This is a genomic window from Streptomyces sp. DH41 (genome assembly GCF_029813785.1).
Taxonomy (GTDB): domain Bacteria; phylum Actinomycetota; class Actinomycetes; order Streptomycetales; family Streptomycetaceae; genus Streptomyces.
The window spans coordinates 1-19,376 of record NZ_JARVKY010000049.1 but is presented as its reverse complement, the minus strand read 5'-3'; the positions used below and the strand labels follow the sequence as shown (position 1 = coordinate 19,376).

At 73.1% G+C, this 19,376-nt stretch carries 12 protein-coding genes; 4 read left to right on the top strand and 8 right to left on the bottom strand.

The features are described 5' to 3' along the window. Positions 1 to 39: 39 nt before the first annotated feature. Positions 40 to 849 carry a M15 family metallopeptidase gene (locus QC283_RS38800; protein ID WP_279566500.1) on the bottom strand — a complete coding sequence of 270 codons (810 nt, stop codon included), beginning with the start codon at positions 847 to 849 and terminating at the stop codon, positions 40 to 42. 151 nt (positions 850 to 1,000) lie between these two features. Here QC283_RS38800 and QC283_RS38795 point away from each other — a divergent pair, with 151 nt between their 5' ends. The 3 genes from QC283_RS38795 (at position 1,001) to glpK (ending at position 5,801) form a co-directional block, all read left to right on the top strand. Beyond that, on the top strand, positions 1,001 to 2,626 hold the full coding sequence (locus QC283_RS38795) for a GGDEF domain-containing protein (RefSeq protein ID WP_279566499.1): 1,626 nt from the start codon (positions 1,001 to 1,003) through the stop codon (positions 2,624 to 2,626). 815 nt (positions 2,627 to 3,441) lie between these two features. Next, complete coding sequence (locus tag QC283_RS38790) at positions 3,442 to 4,191, top strand: MIP/aquaporin family protein (protein ID WP_279566498.1); 750 nt, start codon at positions 3,442 to 3,444, stop codon at positions 4,189 to 4,191. 86 nt (positions 4,192 to 4,277) lie between these two features. Next, a complete protein-coding gene (gene glpK / locus QC283_RS38785) occupies positions 4,278 to 5,801 on the top strand; it encodes a glycerol kinase GlpK (protein ID WP_279566497.1) in 1,524 nt (507 codons plus the stop codon). 93 nt (positions 5,802 to 5,894) lie between these two features. Here glpK and QC283_RS38780 read toward each other — a convergent pair whose 3' ends face one another. From QC283_RS38780 to QC283_RS38765, 4 genes are all read right to left on the bottom strand, one after another. Then, positions 5,895 to 6,500, bottom strand: a complete 606-nt coding sequence (locus tag QC283_RS38780; RefSeq protein WP_279566496.1) for a GTP-binding protein — start codon at positions 6,498 to 6,500, stop codon at positions 5,895 to 5,897. An 82-nt stretch (positions 6,501 to 6,582) separates the two neighbouring features. Then, on the bottom strand, positions 6,583 to 6,978 hold the full coding sequence (locus tag QC283_RS38775; RefSeq protein ID WP_279566495.1) for a DUF742 domain-containing protein: 396 nt from the start codon (positions 6,976 to 6,978) through the stop codon (positions 6,583 to 6,585). 10 nt (positions 6,979 to 6,988) lie between these two features. Next, a complete protein-coding gene (locus tag QC283_RS38770; RefSeq protein WP_279566494.1) occupies positions 6,989 to 7,423 on the bottom strand; it encodes a roadblock/LC7 domain-containing protein in 435 nt (144 codons plus the stop codon). Continuing rightward, on the bottom strand, positions 7,420 to 10,395 hold the full coding sequence (locus tag QC283_RS38765; protein WP_279566507.1) for a nitrate- and nitrite sensing domain-containing protein: 2,976 nt from the start codon (positions 10,393 to 10,395) through the stop codon (positions 7,420 to 7,422). Before QC283_RS38765 ends, QC283_RS38770 begins: the two co-directional genes overlap by 4 nt. 423 nt (positions 10,396 to 10,818) lie before the next feature. On the opposite strand from QC283_RS38765, the gene QC283_RS38760 reads away from it, so the two are divergent. Beyond that, a complete protein-coding gene (locus QC283_RS38760) occupies positions 10,819 to 11,424 on the top strand; it encodes a hypothetical protein (protein ID WP_279566493.1) in 606 nt (201 codons plus the stop codon). Between the two features lie 347 nt (positions 11,425 to 11,771). On the opposite strand, the gene QC283_RS38755 is transcribed toward QC283_RS38760, so the two are convergent. The 3 genes from QC283_RS38755 to QC283_RS38745 form a co-directional block, all read right to left on the bottom strand. Beyond that, positions 11,772 to 16,448, bottom strand: a complete 4,677-nt coding sequence (locus QC283_RS38755) for a hypothetical protein (RefSeq protein ID WP_279566492.1) — start codon at positions 16,446 to 16,448, stop codon at positions 11,772 to 11,774. A gap of 51 nt (positions 16,449 to 16,499) precedes the next feature. Continuing rightward, entirely contained in the window at positions 16,500 to 17,381 is an 882-nt protein-coding gene (locus QC283_RS38750) for a hypothetical protein (protein WP_279566491.1), read from the bottom strand. A gap of 67 nt (positions 17,382 to 17,448) precedes the next feature. Further along, the gene (locus tag QC283_RS38745) at positions 17,449 to 18,975 is read right to left on the bottom strand and encodes a hypothetical protein (RefSeq protein WP_279566490.1); all 1,527 of its coding nucleotides are present in this window, start codon (positions 18,973 to 18,975) and stop codon (positions 17,449 to 17,451) included. Positions 18,976 to 19,376: the final 401 nt, after the last annotated feature.

Here is a 19,376-nt window from a genome sequence, read left to right as displayed (position 1 = left end):
CTGTATCCGATCGCGGAGGGGGCGGCTCCGGCAGGCGGCTCAGTGGCGGCCGGCGAGCGACTTCGCGGAGACCGGGAAGTCGAAGTAGGTGTCCGGGTGGGGCTCGGGCTTGTACGTGAAGTGCCACCACTCCTCGGGGAGGTTCACCAGGCCGACGTCCTCCAGCGTGTTCTTGAGCAGCAGCCGGTTGGCGCGCTGGGTTCCCTGGACGCGTGGGTCGAGGGTGTGCGAGCGGGTGTCGAAGCAGTCGTAGCCGGTGCCCATGTCGACGGAGTTGTCGGGGAAGCGCTCGTCCTGGGGGGCGAAGCAGGGCACCAGGGGCTGCCCGGGGTGGTAGGGCCGGGTGGGCTTCGCCGGGAGCCTCACGATCGTGAGGTCGACGGTGGAGCCCCGGCTGTGGCCGGACTTCTCCGCGATATAGCCGTCCGCGAACAGTCGGGTCTTGTCGACGTCCGGGTAGAACTCGGCCTTCATGCCCTGGTCTTCGAGGTCCTCGGCCCAGCGGACGAAGTGGTCGACGGCGCGCTGCGGCCGGTAGCAGTCGTACACCTTGAGCGAGTAGCCCTGGCGCAGCAGTCGGGTCTGGGCCCGGTGGAGGGCGTCGGCCGCGGGACGGGTGAGGATGCACAGGGGCTGCCGGTAGCCGTCGATGCGCTCGCCGACAAAGTTGTGCGGGGTGACGTAGCGCATCTCCTGGATGATCGTCGGGTCGACGCTTCTCAGAGCCACGAAGTCCTCGGGGGCCTTCGGTTCCGGCTCGGCCTGGGCGGTGGCGGGGACGGCCGTGACGGCGAGCAGTGCGGCGAAGGCGGCGGCCAGACCGCGGAGAGCGGTGGAGAATCGTGTCATGTTCCCTGCATCTATCAGGTGGGGGTTCCGCGGGGGAAGTGGGCGGGGCGGCGGCTCCCCCGGTTCGTACACCGCGTGAGCGGGTCGGAATCCTGCGTGAACGTCACGTGAACTGGGCCCGCGGGACTGCCGATGGCGCCATTCTGCTCCCGTGCGCTCCTGGACGGACACTCTCCGCTTCGCCTTCCAACCGGTGGTCAACCTGATGACCGGCGGGGTCGCGGCGCTGGAGATACTCGTCCGCCCGGAGACCGGCGACATCCTGGCCGAGGCCCGCCGCGACCCGGAACTCGACGGGCGGCTGGCGGTGGCGGCGTTCCGCGCGGCGGTGCGCAAGGAGACGCTGCTGCCGCTGCACGTCAACGTGTTCGCGGGCACCCTCGCCGACCTCGGTGGCCTGCGGGGGCTGCACGACGCCGTGCGTGAGGCTGGGCGGATGCCGTGGGAGGTGACGGTCGACGTCTGTCCTCCGTACACGCATGTGCCGCGTCAGGCGCTGCTGGAGGCGGTGACCGCGTTGCGGGGCCAGGGGTTCCGGATCTGCGCGGACGGGGTCGGTGACGGGGACGCGCCGCTGCGGCTGCTGACGGATCTGACGCCGGAGTTGGTGAAGCTCGACGCGTCGCTGCTGGCGCGGCCGGCCGCCGTACGGGCGATGCGGGTGATGTGCGACGAGTTGGGTGCGCTGCTGTCCGTGGAGGGTGTGGAGACGGAGTCGCAGTGCGCTGCCGCGCGGTCGGCCGGGGCGCAGTTGGCGCAGGGCGAGTTGTTCGCGCCGCCGGCGCGGTTGCCCGCGGCGGACGTGTACGTCCCGCCCGGCTCGGCCGGCGTCGTACCGGCACCGCGCTCGGGGCCTTCGGTACGGCAGTTCGTGCGGCCGGCCGCGCTGCTGCCCGCGACGGCTTCGGCGGGGCAGGTGCGGGCGCTGCTGACCGGCTCGCCCGACGTGTCCGGAGTGCTGCTCGTGGACCGGGACGGGGTGCCGGTGCGGTCGGTGCACCGTTCCCGCTTCCTGCTGTCGATGTCGGGGCGCTACGGACATGCGCTGTACGCCGACCGGCCCGCCCTGAAGCTCGGTGACCCGCCTCGGACGGTGGGTGCCGACGCGACGGCCTGGGAGGTGCTGGACGTGGTGGCGGTCGGCGGCCCGGGCCGTACGTCGGACGATGTGGCCGTGGTCGACGCGCGCGGGCGATGCGTGGGCGTCGTACGGCTGTCGGATCTCGTGCGGGCGCTGGCCGAGAGCCGGGTGGAGGAGGCGGCCGGGCTCAATCCGCTGACGCGGCTGCCCGGTTCGGACGCGATCACGGGTGAAGTGGACCGGCGGATCGCGGACGGGCGGGCGTTCACGCTGAGCTGGCTCGATGTGGACCACTTCAAGCAGGTCAACGACGGTGCCGGATTCGCGGCGGGCGACGAGCTGATCCGGGCCGTCGGGCGGGCGCTGCTGCGCACGGCGGCGGGCTCCACGCGCGTGGGGCACATCGGCGGAGACGACTTCCTGGTGCTCACCGATCCGGAAGAGCTGGATCCGCTGGCCGCCTCCGTGCTGGACGAGTCCTGGTCGGCCGGTGGGCGGCCCGTGACCCTCTCCTTGGCGACGGTTGTGTGCGCGCCGGGCAGCGTGCCGGACCACCGGCAGGCGGCGGCCTGGCTGGCCCCGCTGAAGAAGGCCGCGAAGACGTTGCACGGGGCGAGTTGGGTGCTGGGCCGGGTGGGCGTGCCGGGCCACGAGGTCCGGCGTGGCTCGGACCGGGCGACGGCACCGGCAGGCTGAGCCGGGGGGTTCGGCGGCCGCCGACGCGTGACTGCGCGGCCGCCGTCGACCAGGCCGGCGTGCGCGTTTGATCGCACGGACGCCGTGATCGCACGGATGCGGGTGATCGCACGGGTGCGGGACGCGGCGGATGCCGGCTCGCGGGGCGCGGGTACGGGTATGGGCGCGGGTGGGCGCTGGCGCTGGCGCGTGGATGCTCGGCCGGCCGGTCGCGGGGGCGGCTCCGGGCCGGTGCGCGACGGGAGAGGGCGCGGTGCGGGCAGCCTGCCGCGCGGGGACGCGATTCGCGTGCACGCGCCCGCGTACGGTCGGCGCGGGGCCTCCCGCGAGCCCGCCCGACTGTCCGACGCCACCCGGGCACACACCGGCCAGAACGCTTGCGACGCCAGTCGCGAGGGGGGCCAGGCCGGAGGGACACCTGCCGCCAGGCATGTGGCTGCCGCCACGGCACGCGGGTCCGGTGGGCACGCGCGGTGCGCGGACGCGTGCGCCTCGGTAGCTCCCGGCCGGCGCTCACGGTGCCGTAGCGGCCGTTCGTCGTCCGGCGTGTCCCGAACCGTTGCGGTCGGCCACCTTGACGCTCCCCGGGCGCCGGTGAACACTTCCGGTGTCAGTCGACATCGCCGTACATCTCGGCGTATTCCGGTACTGCGTCGCGCGGGCTTTCCTGTGCTTCGAGGCCCACTCCCCCACGGGCGGTTCGGCTGCTACGGCACGCTCGTCACTCACGCCCCCTCGGCGGAAGTCGCCCGGGGAACGCACCCCGCACGTGAGGACCGGGGCCGATCGTCCCGGGCCAGGGCCTAGGAGCCGCCATGAGCAACGGAGACATCTTCGTCGGCGAGACCATCGGTACGGCGATCCTCATCCTCTTCGGCGCCGGTGTCTGCGCCGCCGTGACCCTGAGGTACAGCAAGGCGCGGGCAGCCGGGTGGGTGGTGATCGCGTTCGGCTGGGGGTTCGGTGTGCTGGCGGGCGCGTACACCGCCGCCCCACTCTCCGGCGGGCATCTCAATCCCGCCGTCACCCTCGGGATCGCCGTCGACACCGGTGAGTGGGGCAAGGTCTGGGTCTACGTGCTGGGGCAGTTCGTCGGCGCGGTCATCGGTGCCGTCCTGTGCTACCTCACGTATTTCGCCCAGTTCCAGGCCAACGTTCGCAAGACCGGGACCACCGAGGGTACGGCGGACGAGCCGGTTCCGACACTCGGCATCTTCTCCACCATCCCGGAGATCCGGCACCCGGTCGCCAACCTGATCACCGAGATCATCGCGACCGTCGCTCTCGTCCTGCCGATCCTCGCCTTCGGTCTGACCGAGGGGCTCGGCGAGTCGGGGACGCTGGTGCTGATCGTCTCCCTGCTCGTCGTCGGTATCGGTCTCTCGCTCGGCGGGCCGACCGGCTACGCCATCAACCCGACGCGTGACCTCGGCCCGCGAATCGTGCACACCTTCCTGCCGATCCCGAACAAGGGCACCTCCGACTGGGGGTACGCCTGGATCCCGGTGGTCGGCCCGCTGACCGGCGGAGCGCTCGCCGGGCTCGTCTACAACGCGGCCTTCTGACACAAGACGGCCGTCCGAACAGCCGCCCGCGCAAACCTTTTGGCAGTCGCCTCCGCAGTCCTGTTGACCCAGCCCAAGGGGGAGCCATGACGGACCACTCCGCCAAGTACGTCGCCGCAATCGACCAGGGCACCACCTCGAGCCGCTGCATCGTCTTCGACCGGGACGGCGCGATCGTCGCCGTCGACCAGCGCGAGCACCGTCAGATCTTCCCCAGGCCCGGCTGGGTGGAGCACGACGCCACCGAGATCTGGTCCAAGGTGCAGGCCGTGGTCGCCGGGGCGATCGCGAAGGCCGGGCTGCGCGCCGACCAGCTCAGCGCGCTGGGCATCACCAATCAGCGGGAGACGACGGTCCTGTGGGACCGCGCGACCGGCAAGCCCGTGCACAACGCCATCGTGTGGCAGGACACCCGTACGTCGGAGCTGTGCCGCCAGCTGGGCGGCACGGACGGGCAGGACCGCTTCCGCGAGCAGACCGGACTGCCACTGGCCAGCTACTTCTCCGGGCCCAAGGCGGCCTGGCTCCTCGACAACGTACCCGGTCTGAGGGCCCGCGCCGAACGCGGTGAGATCGCCTTCGGCACCATCGACTCCTGGCTCATCTGGAACCTCACCGGCGGCACCGACGGCGGGCGGCACGTCACCGACGTGACCAACGCCGGGCGGACCATGCTGATGGACCTCAGGACCCTCCAGTGGGACCCGTCCATCCTGTCCGCCATGAACATCCCCGAGGCCGTACTCCCCGAGATCAGGTCCTCCGCCGAGGTGTACGGCACGGCCGTCGGACAGCTGGCCGGCGTACCCGTGGCATCCGCCCTGGGCGACCAGCAGGCGGCCGTGTTCGGGCAGGCCTGCTACGACGTGGGCACCGCCAAGAACACCTACGGCACCGGCAGCTTCCTGCTGCTCAACACCGGCGGGCGGCCGGTGCCGTCGAAGAACGGGCTGCTCACCACGATGGGCTACAAGATCGGCGACGAGGCGCCCGTCTACTGCCTGGAGGGGTCGATCGCCGTCACCGGGGCCCTGGTGCAGTGGCTCCGCGACCAGCTCGGCATCATCCGCAGCGCCGACGAGATCGAAACGCTGGCGGCCCGCGTGCCGGACAACGGGGGCGCGTACATCGTGCCCGCCTTCTCCGGGCTGTTCGCGCCCTACTGGCGCTCGGACGCGCGCGGCGTCGTCACCGGGCTCACCCGGTACGTCACCAAGGCGCATCTCGCGCGCGCGGTGCTGGAGGCGACAAGCTGGCAGACGCGCGAGGTCGTGGACGCCATGTACCAGGACTCCGGGGTGCGCATCGCGACCCTGAAGGTCGACGGCGGCATGACGAGGAACGATCTGCTGATGCAGCACCAGGCGGACGTACTGGGCGTGCCCGTGATCCGGCCCAGGATCTCCGAGACGACCTGCCTGGGTGCCGCGTACGCGGCCGGGCTGGCCACGGGCGTGTGGGAGGGCCTCGACGAACTCAAGACGCACTGGCAGCGGGACGTCGAGTGGGCGCCCGCCATGGAGGCGTCGGTACGGGACCGGGAGTACCGCAACTGGCGCAAGGCGGTGGAGAGGAGCTTCGGCTGGACGCGGGACGGGGAGGACGGCTAGGCGCCGGGCAGGTCGGGGGCACGCGCGCGTAGGTGTCGCTTCCGTGCCCCCGGCGCCCGGCCCCCGGCGCGCTCGGCAGCGGGGGTCGGGGTGTCAGGTCGTGACGACCCGGCGGCGGTCCGCCGCCTGGGCCATGGCGTGCTGGACCACGCCGATGAGTATCTCCTTGACCGACTCCCGGTCACGGGCGTCACACATCACCAGGGGCACGTCGGCGTCGAGGTCGAGGGCCTGGCGAACGGTGTCCGTCGGGTAGCGGGCCGATCCCTCGAAGCAGTTGACGCCGACCACGAACGGGATGGAGCGGCGTTCGAAGTAGTCGATCGCGGCGAAGCAGTCCTCCAGGCGGCGGGTGTCGGCCAGCACGACGGCACCGAGCGCGCCCTCGGAGAGCTCGTCCCACATGAACCAGAACCGCTCCTGCCCGGGTGTGCCGAAGAGGTACAGCACCAGGTCCTGGCGCAGCGTGATCCGCCCGAAGTCCATGGCCACCGTGGTGGTGTGCTTGCCCTCCACCCCGCTGACGTCGTCGACGGGCCGCCCGGCCTCGGTGAGCAGTTCCTCCGTGCGCAGCGGGCGGATCTCGCTGACCGCGCCGACGAGGGTGGTCTTGCCGACGCCGAAGCCGCCGGCCACCAGGATCTTGAGCGTGACGGGCTCGACCGGCGGCTTGCCGCGCTGAGAACGCCCGAAGATCATCGATCTCTTCTCCTTAACGTGCCACTTGCCGTGTGGCCCAACGTGCCACATACCGTGTCGCTCATCGTGGCCGCAGGCCGGTTCACAGTGCCCTCAGTCCGCTGATCACGTCGCGCAGGATGTTCTCGTCCGGCAGCTCGGCAGGCGGCACGGGCCGGTTCACGTGGACGAGCTCGACGTCGACGAGGTCGCCGACCAGGACCCGCACGACCCCGATGGGCAGGTCGAGCTCGGCGGCGAGTTCGGCGACCGACTGCGGGGTGTCCCGGCACAGTCCGACGATGTCCACGTGCTCCGGGGAGAGCGTGACGTCCGCCTCCGGGTCGTCCGCGTGGGGTTCCGCGACGACCACCGCGATCAGGTCGAGGCGGTGCTGCGCCGCACTGGTCGTGCGGCCGCGCGTCATGGCGTACGGACGGACGACGGGGCCGGCCTCGTCGTCGAACCAGTGGTTTCTTCCCAGACCGTCTGCGCTCATGTCATCCCACTTACCCGCCCGAGGGCAGATCGGTGCGCGGAGCGGTGCCCAGGTGCACGCCGACCCGCTTGACGAGGAGGGTCATCTCGTAGGCGACCTGGCCGACGTCGGAGTCGGCGTCCGACAGGACGGCGAGGCAGCTGCCGTCGCCGGCGGCGGTGACGAACAGGAAGGCGTCGTCGAGTTCGACGACCGTCTGCCGGACGCTGCCCGCCTCGAAGTGGCGGCCCACGCCCTTGGCAAGGCTGTGGAAACCGGATGCCACGGCGGCCAGGTGTTCGCTGTCCTCCCTGGTGAGGTCCTTGGAAGCCCCGGTCGCCAGGCCGTCGCCGGACAGGACGAGGGCTTTGCGGATGCTCGCGACACGGTCCACCAGATCGTCGAGGAGCCAGTTGAGCTCCCCCGACTTGGTCGCGGTGTGGCCGGTCGTCTTCGGTGCGGTCATCGACCGTCCCCCTTAGTCGTTCCTTGTGGTGCTCGTGGTGCTGTGCCGCCGGACGCGTCGTCCTCCGCGGCGTTCTCCTCGCGGCCGCGTCGCCAGCCGCGTTGGAGCGAGGCCATACGGCTGCGTACTTCCTCGGCGTCCCGGTCGGCGGGGTCGGAGCGGTCTTCCGGGGCCGGTTCGGGGCTCTGTCTGAGCTGAGGTGCCAGGTTGGCCTGCCGTACGCGCCGTGGCAGCGCGCCCATACCGGGTTCGACGCCGTCCGGGGTGCCTCCCTGGACGGCGGGTGTGCGGCCGGCGGGCCGCCCGCGGTCCTCCGCGTCGCCGGACACGGAGCCTCCTCGCACAGGGGACGCCCCGCGACGGCGGGCCGGGAGGGACGGCAGCGCGTCGGCCTCGGCCCGGTCGGCGTCACGACCGTCGGTACGGTCTGCGTCACGACCATGGTCGCGAATGTCGGCACGGTCGTGGGCGCGGTCGTCGATGCGAACGTCGGGGCCGTCACCGCGTCGGTCGTCCGGGCCGTCACCGCGTCGGTCACCGCGTCGGTCGTCGCGACGGCGGCGGGCCGGCAGCGCGGGCGGCTCACCGGTTCGTGCCTGGGGTCCGGTCCGGGCCCCCGGCCGTTCCCCGCCTGCCGGGGCCGCCTCGTCCTCGGCGTCTTGGGGGGCCCGTGCGGTGACCGGACGCCCGTGCGAACTGACCAGCTTGGGAGTACGGCGGCGGGGCAGCGCGCCCGTCTCGTCCTCGCCCTGGGGAGACTCGGCTTCGCGGCCGGCCCCCTGGCGCCGCCGTTCGGCGCGGCGGGCCACCTGGTCGTCCTCCGCCGCGACGAGCGGGCGGTGCGGGCGGAACAGGCCGCCCCGTTCGCTGTCCTGGTCGCCGAGCGCGCCCGGCAGGTCGTCGAGGGCGTCCAGGTCGACGGGCGCCTCCAGTTCGACCGGACCGTCCAACATCGGGGCCGGCCGCCCCGGCAGCCGTGCGGGCACGTGGGCAAGGGCGGAACGGCGGCTCTCCGCCCGCTCCTTCTCCTTGGCGTGCTGGGGGCGGTCGAGGCGGAAGCCGACGCCGTTGGTGTCCGGGGCGTCGTCCGTGAGCAGCGCGTCGGGCACGAAGACGACCGCGGTGGTGCCGCCGTACGGCGAAGGCTGCAGGGACACCCGGACGTTCTGCCGCTGGGCGAGCCGGCTGACGACGAAGAGGCCGAGCCGGTCGGTGTCGGACAGTTCGAACTCCGGTGTCTCGGCGAGCCGGAGGTTGGCGTCGAGAAGGGCGTCGGCCGCCATGCCGAGGCCGCGGTCGTGGATCTCCAGGGTGAAACCGTTGGCGACGCGCTCGCCCAGGACCTGCACGGCGGTGTGCGGCGGCGAGAACACCGTGGCGTTCTCGAGGAGTTCGGCCACGAGATGGGTGAGGTCGGCGACCGCCGGGCCCGTGACGGCGATGCGGGGCAGCCGGCGGACCTCGATGCGCTCGTAGTCCTCGACCTCGGCGACGGCGGCCCGCACCACGTCCATGAGCTGGACGGGCTTGCGCCACTGCCTGGAGGGGGCGGCTCCGGACAGGATGACCAGGCCCTCGGCGTGCCGGCGCATACGGGTGGTCAGGTGGTCCAGACGGAACAGGTCGGCGAGTTCCTCGGTGTCCTCGGTACGGCGCTCCATGGTGTCGAGCAGGGTGAGCTGCTTGTGCAGCAGCACCTGGCTGCGGCGCGCGAGATTGACGAACACCTCGGAGACGCCGGCACGGAGTTCGGCCTGTTTGACGGCGGCTTCCACGGCGGCGCGCTGGAGGGTGTTGAGGGCCTGGCCGACCTCGCCCATCTCGTTCTTGTCGTACTCCAGGCGCGGCACCTCGGTCTCCACGTCCACCTGTTCACCGGCGGAGAGGCGGCGCATCACGCTGGGCAGCCGGACGCCGGACGCCTCGTGGGCCTCCATCCGCAGCTGCCCCAGGTCGCGGATGAGGGAGCGGCCGACGCGTACGGACAGGAAGAGGGAATACAGCAGGGCGAGCAGGCCGAGTACGCCCGCGATGACGACCTTGGCGATGACGTTGGTGGCGACCGGGTCGACGCGGTCCTGGTAGCGGTCGGCGGCCTGGTCGTCGAGGGCACCGAGTTCGTCGAGGACGCTGCCGGCGGCGGTGTCCCAGCTCTTGGCGGTGACACCGTGGGGCGCGCCGGTCTCGGTGGAGACGGCCGCCTCCTCGGCGGCCCGCAGGGGGGCTGAGGAGGCGTTCTTCCAGAAGCGCTGGTACCGCCCGCGATCGGCGGCGGGCAACTGCGGGAGGTTGGTGTCGTACATCATGGACCGCTGGGCCACGAGGTCGGAGATGTCCCGTACCTCGCTGCGGGTGAGCCGGCCCGCGACCAGGGCCGAGCCGAGGAGGGCGTCCTCGCGGGAGAGCAGTTCGCGCGCCCGGGAGACGTTGACGAGTGCGCGGTACTGCTTGTCCAGGGCCACGTTGTCGACGACGTACAGGTTCGCGAGCAACTCGTGACAGGGATCGACCAGCCGGTTGTAGAGGCCCAGGGCGAACTCGCGGTCGACGGTGCCGTCCTCGACGCTGCGGCGCAGCGCACCGATGCCGTCGAAGGCGTCCAGTACGGCGGTGAGCCGCTCTTCCTCGGCCTGTCCCAGCGCGTCGCGTACATCGGCGTCCGCCGCGTTGCGGCGGATCTCGGCGATGGCCTCGTCGGTGGCGGTACGGCTGCGCCGCAGGTCGGAGAGTCCGTCGGAGGCGCGCGGGTCGGCGAGGTGGACGAGCGTCTGGCGGCGTTCCTGCTGGAGGACGCGGACGGTGTCCTCGACCGGGTAGCCGATCTCCTCGACGACGGTCGACACGCTGAACAGCCGGCTGGCCTCGCGTCCCGTGAGCACCGTGGCGAAGGCCCAGATCGCGGTCAGGGACACAAGCGGCACGAGAAGCAGCGCCACGATCTTCCGGCGGATCGACTTCCCGCGAAAGCGCATGGCCTCCCCCAGCTCGACCCCCACCGGCAGGGGGGTACGCGTGTACGTCAACAAACGGCGCGAGCCTACTACTGACCCACAGGTAACTCGAAGACCCGTCCGGAGGGCGAACCCCCGCTCCGGCGGTCGGCGATGGTCAGTTGTCCGGTCATTACAGGATATTGCCGCCCGGGATCCGGGGGCGGGCAGGCAGGAGCGTCCTTGCGGTGTGGTGAGCGAATTGGCCGAAATTCTTCGACTGCACCGTCTTTTCGGGAATCTCGAAGGTCCGTCGTTCGTCCTTCACTACGGGAAATGGAGGCGGAATCGGCCACAGGAGCCGCATCCCGCCCCCGGGCGGCGTAAAGCAGCGCAAGCCGGGCAGCCAGAGGGGAGCCGGGTCTTCGGACGCGGGCGAGCTGTCTGCTGGCGGTGGGGAGTGACATGTTGATGGGCACGGCGGAGCGACGCAAGGCGCCCGAGGACGGCGGTGCGGCCGGATCGGCGGCCCCCTCGGTCCCCGAGGAACCGGATCGCGACATCGCGACGGCTGAGCCGGACGCGCCGGCGCGTGAACGGCCGGAGCGGTCGAAGCAGTCGAAGCAATCGAAGCAATCGGACCAGTCGGATCGGCGGGAAGCGCGGGAGCGGCAGTCGGCCTACCGGCCGTTGTGGGTGGAGGAGCCCGCGCGGCGGCGTCGCCTGCCGGATCCGGTGCGTATCGCGGCCGTACGCGCGGTGCTCGTCGTCGCCGTGACACTGATCATGGCGATGGTGGCCTTCCTGTGCACGCTGGCGGGATCCTGGCTGGCGTTCCCCATGGTGATCGGCAGCGTGACGGGCACGGTGGTGGCCACGTGGGGCGTGCTGGACGTCTGGGTGACACGGCAGGTCTGGAAACAGCGGCACGGCGTGGTGTCGATGCCGAGCAGCACCGCGCGGGCCATGCGACGGGAGCGTCGCCGGGCCAGGCGGCAGGCCAGGTCCGCGGAGCGGACGCGGGAGCGGATACGCCGCCGGGGCGGCGCGGGACAGTTGTCGCACTCCTGAGTGGCCGGGTTCCGGGCGACTGGCCGTCCGCCCCGGACGTCGTGACGTCCGGGGCGTACCTGTCACGGTCGGTGAAGCCGTTCCACCAGCGGCTCGGCGGCCGGGGTCAGCCGGGCAGGCCCGGCACGACTAGGGGGTGTCGTTTGGATCAGGTCGGCTCCAGGAAACGGCACCTTGCAGCGGAGCCGAGCGGGGTCTGGTGCGTGCGGCTGCAAGGCGGAGGAGGGCGACAGGGCGGAGCCCTGGCAACCGACGACAACGCCGCTGGGGGCACCTCCCACGCCCTTCAGGCAGTGGGGGAGTGCGTGCCAGCCCCCGCGACCCCGGCAAGATCCAAACGACACCCCCTAGGCGGGTGACTGGGTGGGCCGTTTGAACATCCGGGTCGCCGTGATCTCGCTGTGCACGGCCTCGCCGCCGCCCTCGGCGGCCGGGGCCGGCTGGGGCAGTCCCGGCCGCAGGTGCTCCTCCACGTTGATGTACTTCAGGCCTGCCCGGAGGTCGGCGTCGTTGCGCAGTCGGATGACGAGCGGGAACTCGGCGAGCGCGGTCGTGTCGAACAGGCCGGTGGTGTACAGGAGCTGGACGCCGAGCGCGTCGGACACGGCCCGCTGGAGCTCCAGCAGGTAGGTGGCGTTGGCGCGGCCGATGGGGTTGTCGAGGAACAGGGTGCCGGCGTGGCGGTGCCGGTCGCGGCCCCGGTCGTTGCTGCGGAGGGCGGCCATCGTGCAGTACAGGGCGATGGCCGCGGTGAGCAGCTGGCCGCCGGAGAAGACGTCGCCCATCTGACCGACGGGGACGCGCTCGGCCCGCAGTACGGCGTCGGGCTTGAGGATTTCGACGGCGACCCCCTTGGGCGCCAGTGCGGCGGCGACGCCGCGCAGCAGCAGGGACATGCCGTCGCGGCGCAGGTCGGAGTTCTTCCTCACGGCGGCGCGGGTGGCTTCGTCGACGACCTCGCCGAGCCGCTCGGTGAGGGTGGCCTGGTCGGGTTCCTCGAAGCGGATACGCAGGAACTCCTGCCCGGACCACTCCCCGAGGCCTTCCGGCAGCCGGGAAAGCCGCTGGGCGGAGCGGAGGGTGGCCAGGGCCGACTCGACCAGGCCGCGCAGCCGGTCCACGATCGAGTCGCGGTTGCGCTCCAGCTGCGCCAGCTCGTCGGTGAGGACCCGGAGCCGGGGCGCGAAGGCGTCCGCCCACTTGCCCGCGTGCTCGGGCAGCGCGGCGGCGGGCAGCTCGCGGATCTGCTGGCGTGCGGGGGTGCGGACCTGCTCGTAGCGGGTGGAGTTGGCGTGCCGGACGAGGATGTCGCTCGCCTCGCGTACGGCGGCCTCGGCGGCGGACAGGTCGGCGGCGCAGCCGCGCAGCGAGCGGCGGGCTTCGGCGGCGGACTGGCGGGCCTCCTCCAGACCGCCCGGGTAGGGCTCGGGGTCCTCTGTCTCCTCCTCGGACGCGTGCTCGCGCAGCAGGTCGCGGAGCATGGCGGCGATCTCGTCGAAACCGCCGGCCGCGTCCTCGGCGGCGCGGTGGGCGTCGAGGAGTTCGGCGTGGGCCTCGCGGGCCTGGGTGAGGGCCTCGGTACGGGAGGCGAGTTCGGCGGTCGCGGTGCGCAGCAGGGTCTGGGCGTGCTCGGCGTCCCGCGGGAGGAGTTCCTCGGGGAGTTCGGTGTGGGCGTCGCCGTCCCCGGGCGCGTGCCGTTCGGCCTCGCCGCGCAGCCGGCCGAGCTGTTCGCTCGCGCTGGACATGCGGGTCTCCAGGAGCTGGACCAGTTCCTCGGCGCGGGCGGCGGCGGCCTGCCGGGACGGTCCGTCGGAGCCGTCGGGCGACTCCAGCAACTGCCCGGCCCGGGTACGGACCTTGTTGCTGAGCCGGTCCAGCTCGGCGCGCGCCGCGCTCTCGTCGCTCTCCGCGCGGGCCTGTTCGGCCCGCAGGTCGGCGCCGACGCCCACCTTCTCGTAGAGCTGGGAGGCCGCGCGGTAGGCCTCCCGGAGGGCGGGCAGGGACGCCTTCGGCGCGTCCGTGCCGTTCTCGGGTGCTTCGGGGGGCACGTCGTCGGGAGCGCCGGCGATCTCGGACCGCTCTGCGCGCAGCGCGCGGGCGGTGCGGCGGGCGTCGTCGGCGGCGCGCTGGGCGGCGCGCCGGTCCTCGTCGGCGGCGCGGGCCCGCTCCAGGCAGGCCTGGGCGCGGGCTTCGGCCTCGGCGCCCTCGTCGGCCAGTTCACGGAGCTTGACCTGCCAGCCGGCTCGTTCGCGCAGCCGAAAGGCGAGGCCGGCGAGGGCGTCGGCGGCGCGACGGGCCTTCTGCGCGGTCTCCTGCCTCTCGTCCCGCATCCGCACGGCCTCGGCGGCGCTCTCGTCGGCCTCGGCCCGCAGCGTGCGCGCCTCGGTGAGCTCGGCCTCGGTCTCCTCCGCGAAGGCGCGCGCCTCGTGGGCGGTCCGCGCCAGTTCGGTGAGGCGTCCGGCGGGGCAGCCGGTGCGCCAAGAGGCGAGCCGGGCCGCCAGTTCCCGGTCCTTGCCGAGCCGGGCGGCGAGGGTGCGGATCTCCTCGTCCCGCTCCGTCGCCCGCGCGCGCAGGGTGTGCCGTTCCTCGTCGGCGGCGTGCTCGTCGTGCATGGCGGGGTTGGGCGGTACGAGGAAGACGTCCCCGGTGTCGGAGTCCGGGGCCGGGGTGGGCGCGAGCAGGGCGGCGGCCGTACCGACGGCGACGGCGGAGCGGGGCAGCAGGGCCGCGTCGCCGAGGACGTCGCGGGCCCGGGTGTGCGAGTCGGGGTCGGTGATGATCACGCCGTCGACCAGCTCGGGGCGGGCGGCCAGCACGCGCGCGTGGTCGGCGGGGTCGACGGCCTGCGCAAGGTAGCGCCAGCCGGGCAGGGCGGGGATGCCGTGCTCACCCAGGAACTCCACGGTGGCCAGTACGTCCGGGCCGGGCGGCAGCAGCCCGCCGTCGCCGAGCGCGCCGAGGATGCGGGAGTCGTCGGCGGCCGCGGTGCGAAGGTCGAACAGCTGGCGTTCGGCGGAGGAGACGGTGTCGTCGAGCAGCTCGCGCAATTCGTCGGCGAAACGGTCGAGTTCCTCGGGCGTCAGCGCGCCGTCGGCGCCCTCGGCCGCGGCGGTGGTGTCACGGTCGGCGTCCTGGCGGGGCTGGTCCCGGCGGGGCCGGGGGATGCCGGGGCGGGAATCGGCGGCCAGGCCGAGCAGGTCCGCCAGCCGCTCCTCGGCCGCCAGTGCCTCGGCCGTGCGGCGCTCGGCCTCGTGGGCGTGTCCGGCCGCGGTGGCCGCGTCCGCCGCCCGGGCCGCCGTCAGTTCGGCGCGGCTCTCGGCGGCGGCCGCCTCGCGCGCGTGCTCCGTGGCCCGGCGTGCCGTCTCGCGGGTCGTGTCCCACGCCTCGACGGCACTCTTCTCGGCGTCGCTGGCCGCGAGGGCGGCGCGGGCGGGGTCGGCGTCGGGCGCGGTGTCGTCGAGCCAGCCGGCCCGGACCGCTTCGGCGGTCTCCTGCTCGACCTCGGTGAGGCGCTGTCGCAGGTGTCCGGCCTCGCTGCGGGCCCGCTGCGCCTCCGTGGCGGCGGTGGTGGAGTCGCGGTGTGCGGCGTCGCTGACCTCCTGGAGGGACGCGGAACGCTCCTCCTCCTCGTTGGCGTGGTGTTCGGCCTTCCCTGCCGCCGCGTGCAGGGCGCGGACGAGCTCGACGGCGGCCTTGGCGCGGGCGGCGAGCGCGGGGGCCGCGTCCCGCTCGGCCTCCTGGATCGCGGCGGAGACGCGGGCGACGCGGTCGGCGGCGGCGCGGTGCCGCAGGACGGCCTCGGCGGCCTGCCAGGCGGAGTGCAGGGTGCGCGCGTCGGCGAGTTCGCGCTTCTGCGCGGCGGCCGACTTCTCGGCCGCGGTCAGGGCCAGTGAGGCGTGCCGGTAGGCGAGTTCGGCGGCGATGAGGCCGCTGCGGTCGCGGGCCGACTCGGTGTGCGTGACGGAGTACGCGGCGGCGGTGACCCGCTGGGCGAGGTCGCCGGCCCGGGCCCGCTCCTGGCTGCCGCGGGCGGTGAGCCGCCGGGCCAGGGTCCTGGTCCGGCGTTCGGCGGCGGTGTGGATGTCCCGCGCGCGTGTGCGTGCGTCCGCGGCCTCGACGATCCGGCCGAGCAGGTCGACGGATCCGGCGGTGAAGTCGCGTTCGGCGATCAGCTCGGCACGCCGGCCCAGCTTGTTGCCGAAGCCGCCGACCAGGTCGGCGAGTCCGTCGGTGTCGCGGGTGTCGGTGACGGCGCGCAGCAGCAGGTCGGTGAAGTCGGAGTCCTTCTTGACCGCGAAGAGGCCGGCTGCCTCGCCCTCGTCGGCGTTCATCTCACGCTGGTAGCGGAAGAGTTCCGGGTCGAGGCCGAGCTCTGTGAGGTGTTCGACCCAGCGGTCGTGGATCTCCTCCCAGTGCACCTCCAGGTGCGGGTAGGCCTTGCCGGCCTCGGTGATCGCGTCCCGGAAGCCCTTCATGGTGCGCCGCCTGCCGTGGGCGCCGGAGACGCCCTCGACGGGCGGGCGGACGGCGGTGGCCTCGGCGACGGGCAGGTTGTCCAGGGTCAGTCCGGGGCCGGGCCGGAAGGAGTACCAGGCCTCGGCGAACTTCCGGGGGTCGCCCGAGACCTGGCGTCCGCGCCACTCGCTGGCCTTGCCGACGACGACGCACTCGCCGGTCTGCACGTGCTGCCATTCCAGCGCCACGTGGCCGCAGTCGTCGGCGAGCAGGAACTTGCGCAGCACTCCGGAGCTGGCGCCGCCCAGGGTGTTGCGATGGCCCGGCAGCATCACCGAGAAGATCAGCTTGAGCAGGACGGACTTGCCGCCGCCGTTCTCCAGGAACAGCACGCCGGCGGGCGCGGGCCGGCGCGGCGGGCCGACGGGCTCCTCCTCGAAGAACTCCGCCTGCGTGGGCGCGGGGTCGGGCACGGGCTCGCCCACACCGCGCAGGTCAAGCACGGTGTCGGCGTAGCGCGCACCGGCGGGCCCGATGGAGTAGAGGCGGACCCGGGACAGCTCGTACATGGCGGACTCTCGTAAGTCTTCGTGACAGTGGGGGGCGGGCGGGAAGCGGTGTCAGCTGGAGTGGAACGGCAGCCCGGCGTCGGCGACCAGCTCCAGGTCCTCCGTCTCCTCGGCGGGCAGCAGCGTCGCGGTGCCGTCGGTCACCGGGACGACGCCGAGGTCGAGCAGCTCGGCCATGGCGGCGCTGCCCGCCATGTCGCGCACCTGGAGCTGGTAGCGGGCGGTCGTGCGGTACGTGCCGCCGTTGTCGTCGCCGGTGCGCTGGAGGAAGCCGGACTCGGTGAGGAAGGCGGCGGCCTTGCCGACGATGCCGGTGGTGGAGCCCGGGAGTCTGCGCGCGTCCTTGGTGGCGCCGGTCGAGCTTCGTCTGGCCCAGATCCGCCAGGCGGCCTCCAGGCCCGGGGCGTCGGTGGCCGGGTCGGTGTTCTCGCCCTGCTTCTCCGCCCGCTCCTCCAGTCGCCGGCAGGCCTGGCGTACGAAGGCGTCCACGCCGTTGACCGTGACGCGGCCGATGTAGCCGTCGTCGGCGAGGTCCTCGGGGCGCGGGTAGGCCATGGCGGCGAGCGCGAGGTGGGCGAGGCCGTGCAGGAAGCGGTCGCCGGAGTCGGTGGCGGCACGCCGCGCGTAGTCGCCCATGCGGACGGCGAACACCGAGTCCTCTGCGGCGGTCACGGCCATCCCCGCGCGCGGGGACACCTCCAGGACGATCAGCCCGAGGCCTGCCGCCACGGCGTCGGCGAGCCGGGCGAAGGGCGGGTCCTCCCGGTACCGGCGCAGCAGGTCGGCGTACTCCTGGTCGCGCGCGGGCAGCAGCTTGGGCTGGAGGCCGAAGGCGACGAGCCGCGCCGCGTCGGCGGCGTCGGCGGGCGTGACGGCCGCGGTGGCCGGCGTGGCAACAGCCTCCGGTTCGCTCCGGTCGACGTGCTCGGTCACGGTCGGTACTCCTTGCTGGGCTCTTGCTCGCTGTGCTGTCGCTCGGGGGTGAGGTCGTGGGAGCCGGTCATGCCGCCTCCGTGCGGTCCGCGGCCATCCCGGCCGCGTCCAGCAGTGCCGTGCCGACGATGAGGTCGGCGCCGCCGAACTCGGGGTCGTCCAGCTCGGTGCCGTCGTCCACGGCGAACAGCAGCTTCGGCTCGCCCTGCCGGTAGGCGGTGCCGACCGGTGGGCTGGCCGCGTGGACGGACAGCAGGGCGACGAGGTAGGGCAGTTCGGTGTCCCGGGCGCGGGCGTCGGCCAGCAGCCCCGACAGCCGGCGTGGCGCGTCGTGCGGCAGGTCGAGCAGCTCCATGGCCGCGGCGAGCTGTTCCTCGCTGAAGCGGCTGTCGTCCGGGGTGGCGATCAGGTCGGGTTCCGGCATCTCGGCACCCAGGTGCTCCCGCTCCACGGGCGGCGTCAGGAGTATGTCGACGAGGTCGCCGACCCGGACGGAGACGGGCGTGCGCAGACCGGTGCCGCGCGCGAAGAAGGCGTCGGTGACGCGGAGCGCCCGCTCCAGGGGCAACGGCAGGACGGGGGCGACGAGATGGCCGTAGAGGTCCAGGCCCGAGGTCGTCAGGGGGGTGGCGAAGGCCTGCCGGTCCTGTTCGGCGCGGAAGAGCGGGCCCGCCTCCAGGAGCCGGGACTGGAGCTGGGTGTGGCGGCGGATGCAGTCCTTGACGATGTCGACGAGCTCGGCGGCGCGGCGCTTCTGCTCGGGGTCCTCGGACTCGTCGCGGGCCTTGCGGATGTTGGTCAGGATCGCGTTCTCGTGGCGGTACCGGTCGGCGACGTGGTCCAGGGCCTCGGCGATCATGTCGGGGACGGCGCTGAGCCAGTCCACCGCGCGGACGTTGCGCCGGGTGGCGTCCAGGGCTCTGCGCAGGGTCTCCGAGTACTGCACGGTCCGGTACCGGGCCTGCTCGGCGGCGAGCTGGGCGTCGGCGAGGCGACCGCGGCTGATCAGCACCTCCAGCTTGACCTCGGCGGCGATCTGGGCGCTGGTGACGTCGGTGTCCAGGGCGCCGACGAGGACGTTGACCGCCTCGTCCGTGGTGCGCAGGTAGACGGTGCCGCCGGGGCCGGGGACCTCCTCCAGCAGTTTGAAGTCGTAGTCGCGGCGCACGTAGGTGCCGTCCGGTCCGAAGGTGCCGTACACCGCGCGGAAGCCCCGGTCGACGCTGCCGACGTTGATCAGGTTCTCCAGGACCCAGCGGGCCACCCGCTCGTGCTCGGCGGCGGGCCGTGCCGGTGCCTGGGCGGCGACGCGCGGGATCAGCCGGGCCACTATCTGGTCGTGGTCGGCGCCCGTGTCGAAGTCCATGTTCAGCGTGACGAGGTCGATGGCGGAGAGGGCGACCTCCGCCATGCCGTACACCGAGTACTCGCCGGCGAGGTTGGCCTTGCGCGCGTCGAGATCGTGCAGCGGCGCCGTGCAGGCGAGCGCGCGCAGCCGCCGCGCCAGTCCCTCGTCGGCGGCCGGGCCCGGGGCAGGGCGCGGCCCCGCGCTGAGCTGGGGCGGAACGCTGTCCGTCGATGCAGGCGAAGTCACGGTGCACAGACTAGGTCCTCGGTCTGACAACGACCCAAACGGCACAGATGGGCCCCGACGCGACAGGCACCGCCCGCGCCCGGCCCGGGTTCGCGGTCCCGGGTCAGCGGTCCGGGTTCGCGGTCCCGGGTCAGCGGTCCGGGTTCGCGGTCCCGGGTCAGCGGTTCGGGTTCGCGGTCCCGGGTCAGCGGTCCGGCTCGCGGTTTCGGTTCGCGGTCCGGCTCGCGGCCCCCGCTCCCGGTCCCGGTCTCGCCCGCCGTGTGACCTGTCGGGCCTAGGCAGTTTCGTTTGGATCAGTCGGTCGTTGGTCTGGGTGTGCCGTTGACTGACGCGCAGTGGGCGCGGATCGAGCCGTTACTTCCGGACCGGACACCGAAGCGGGGTGGCCGCTGGCGCGATCA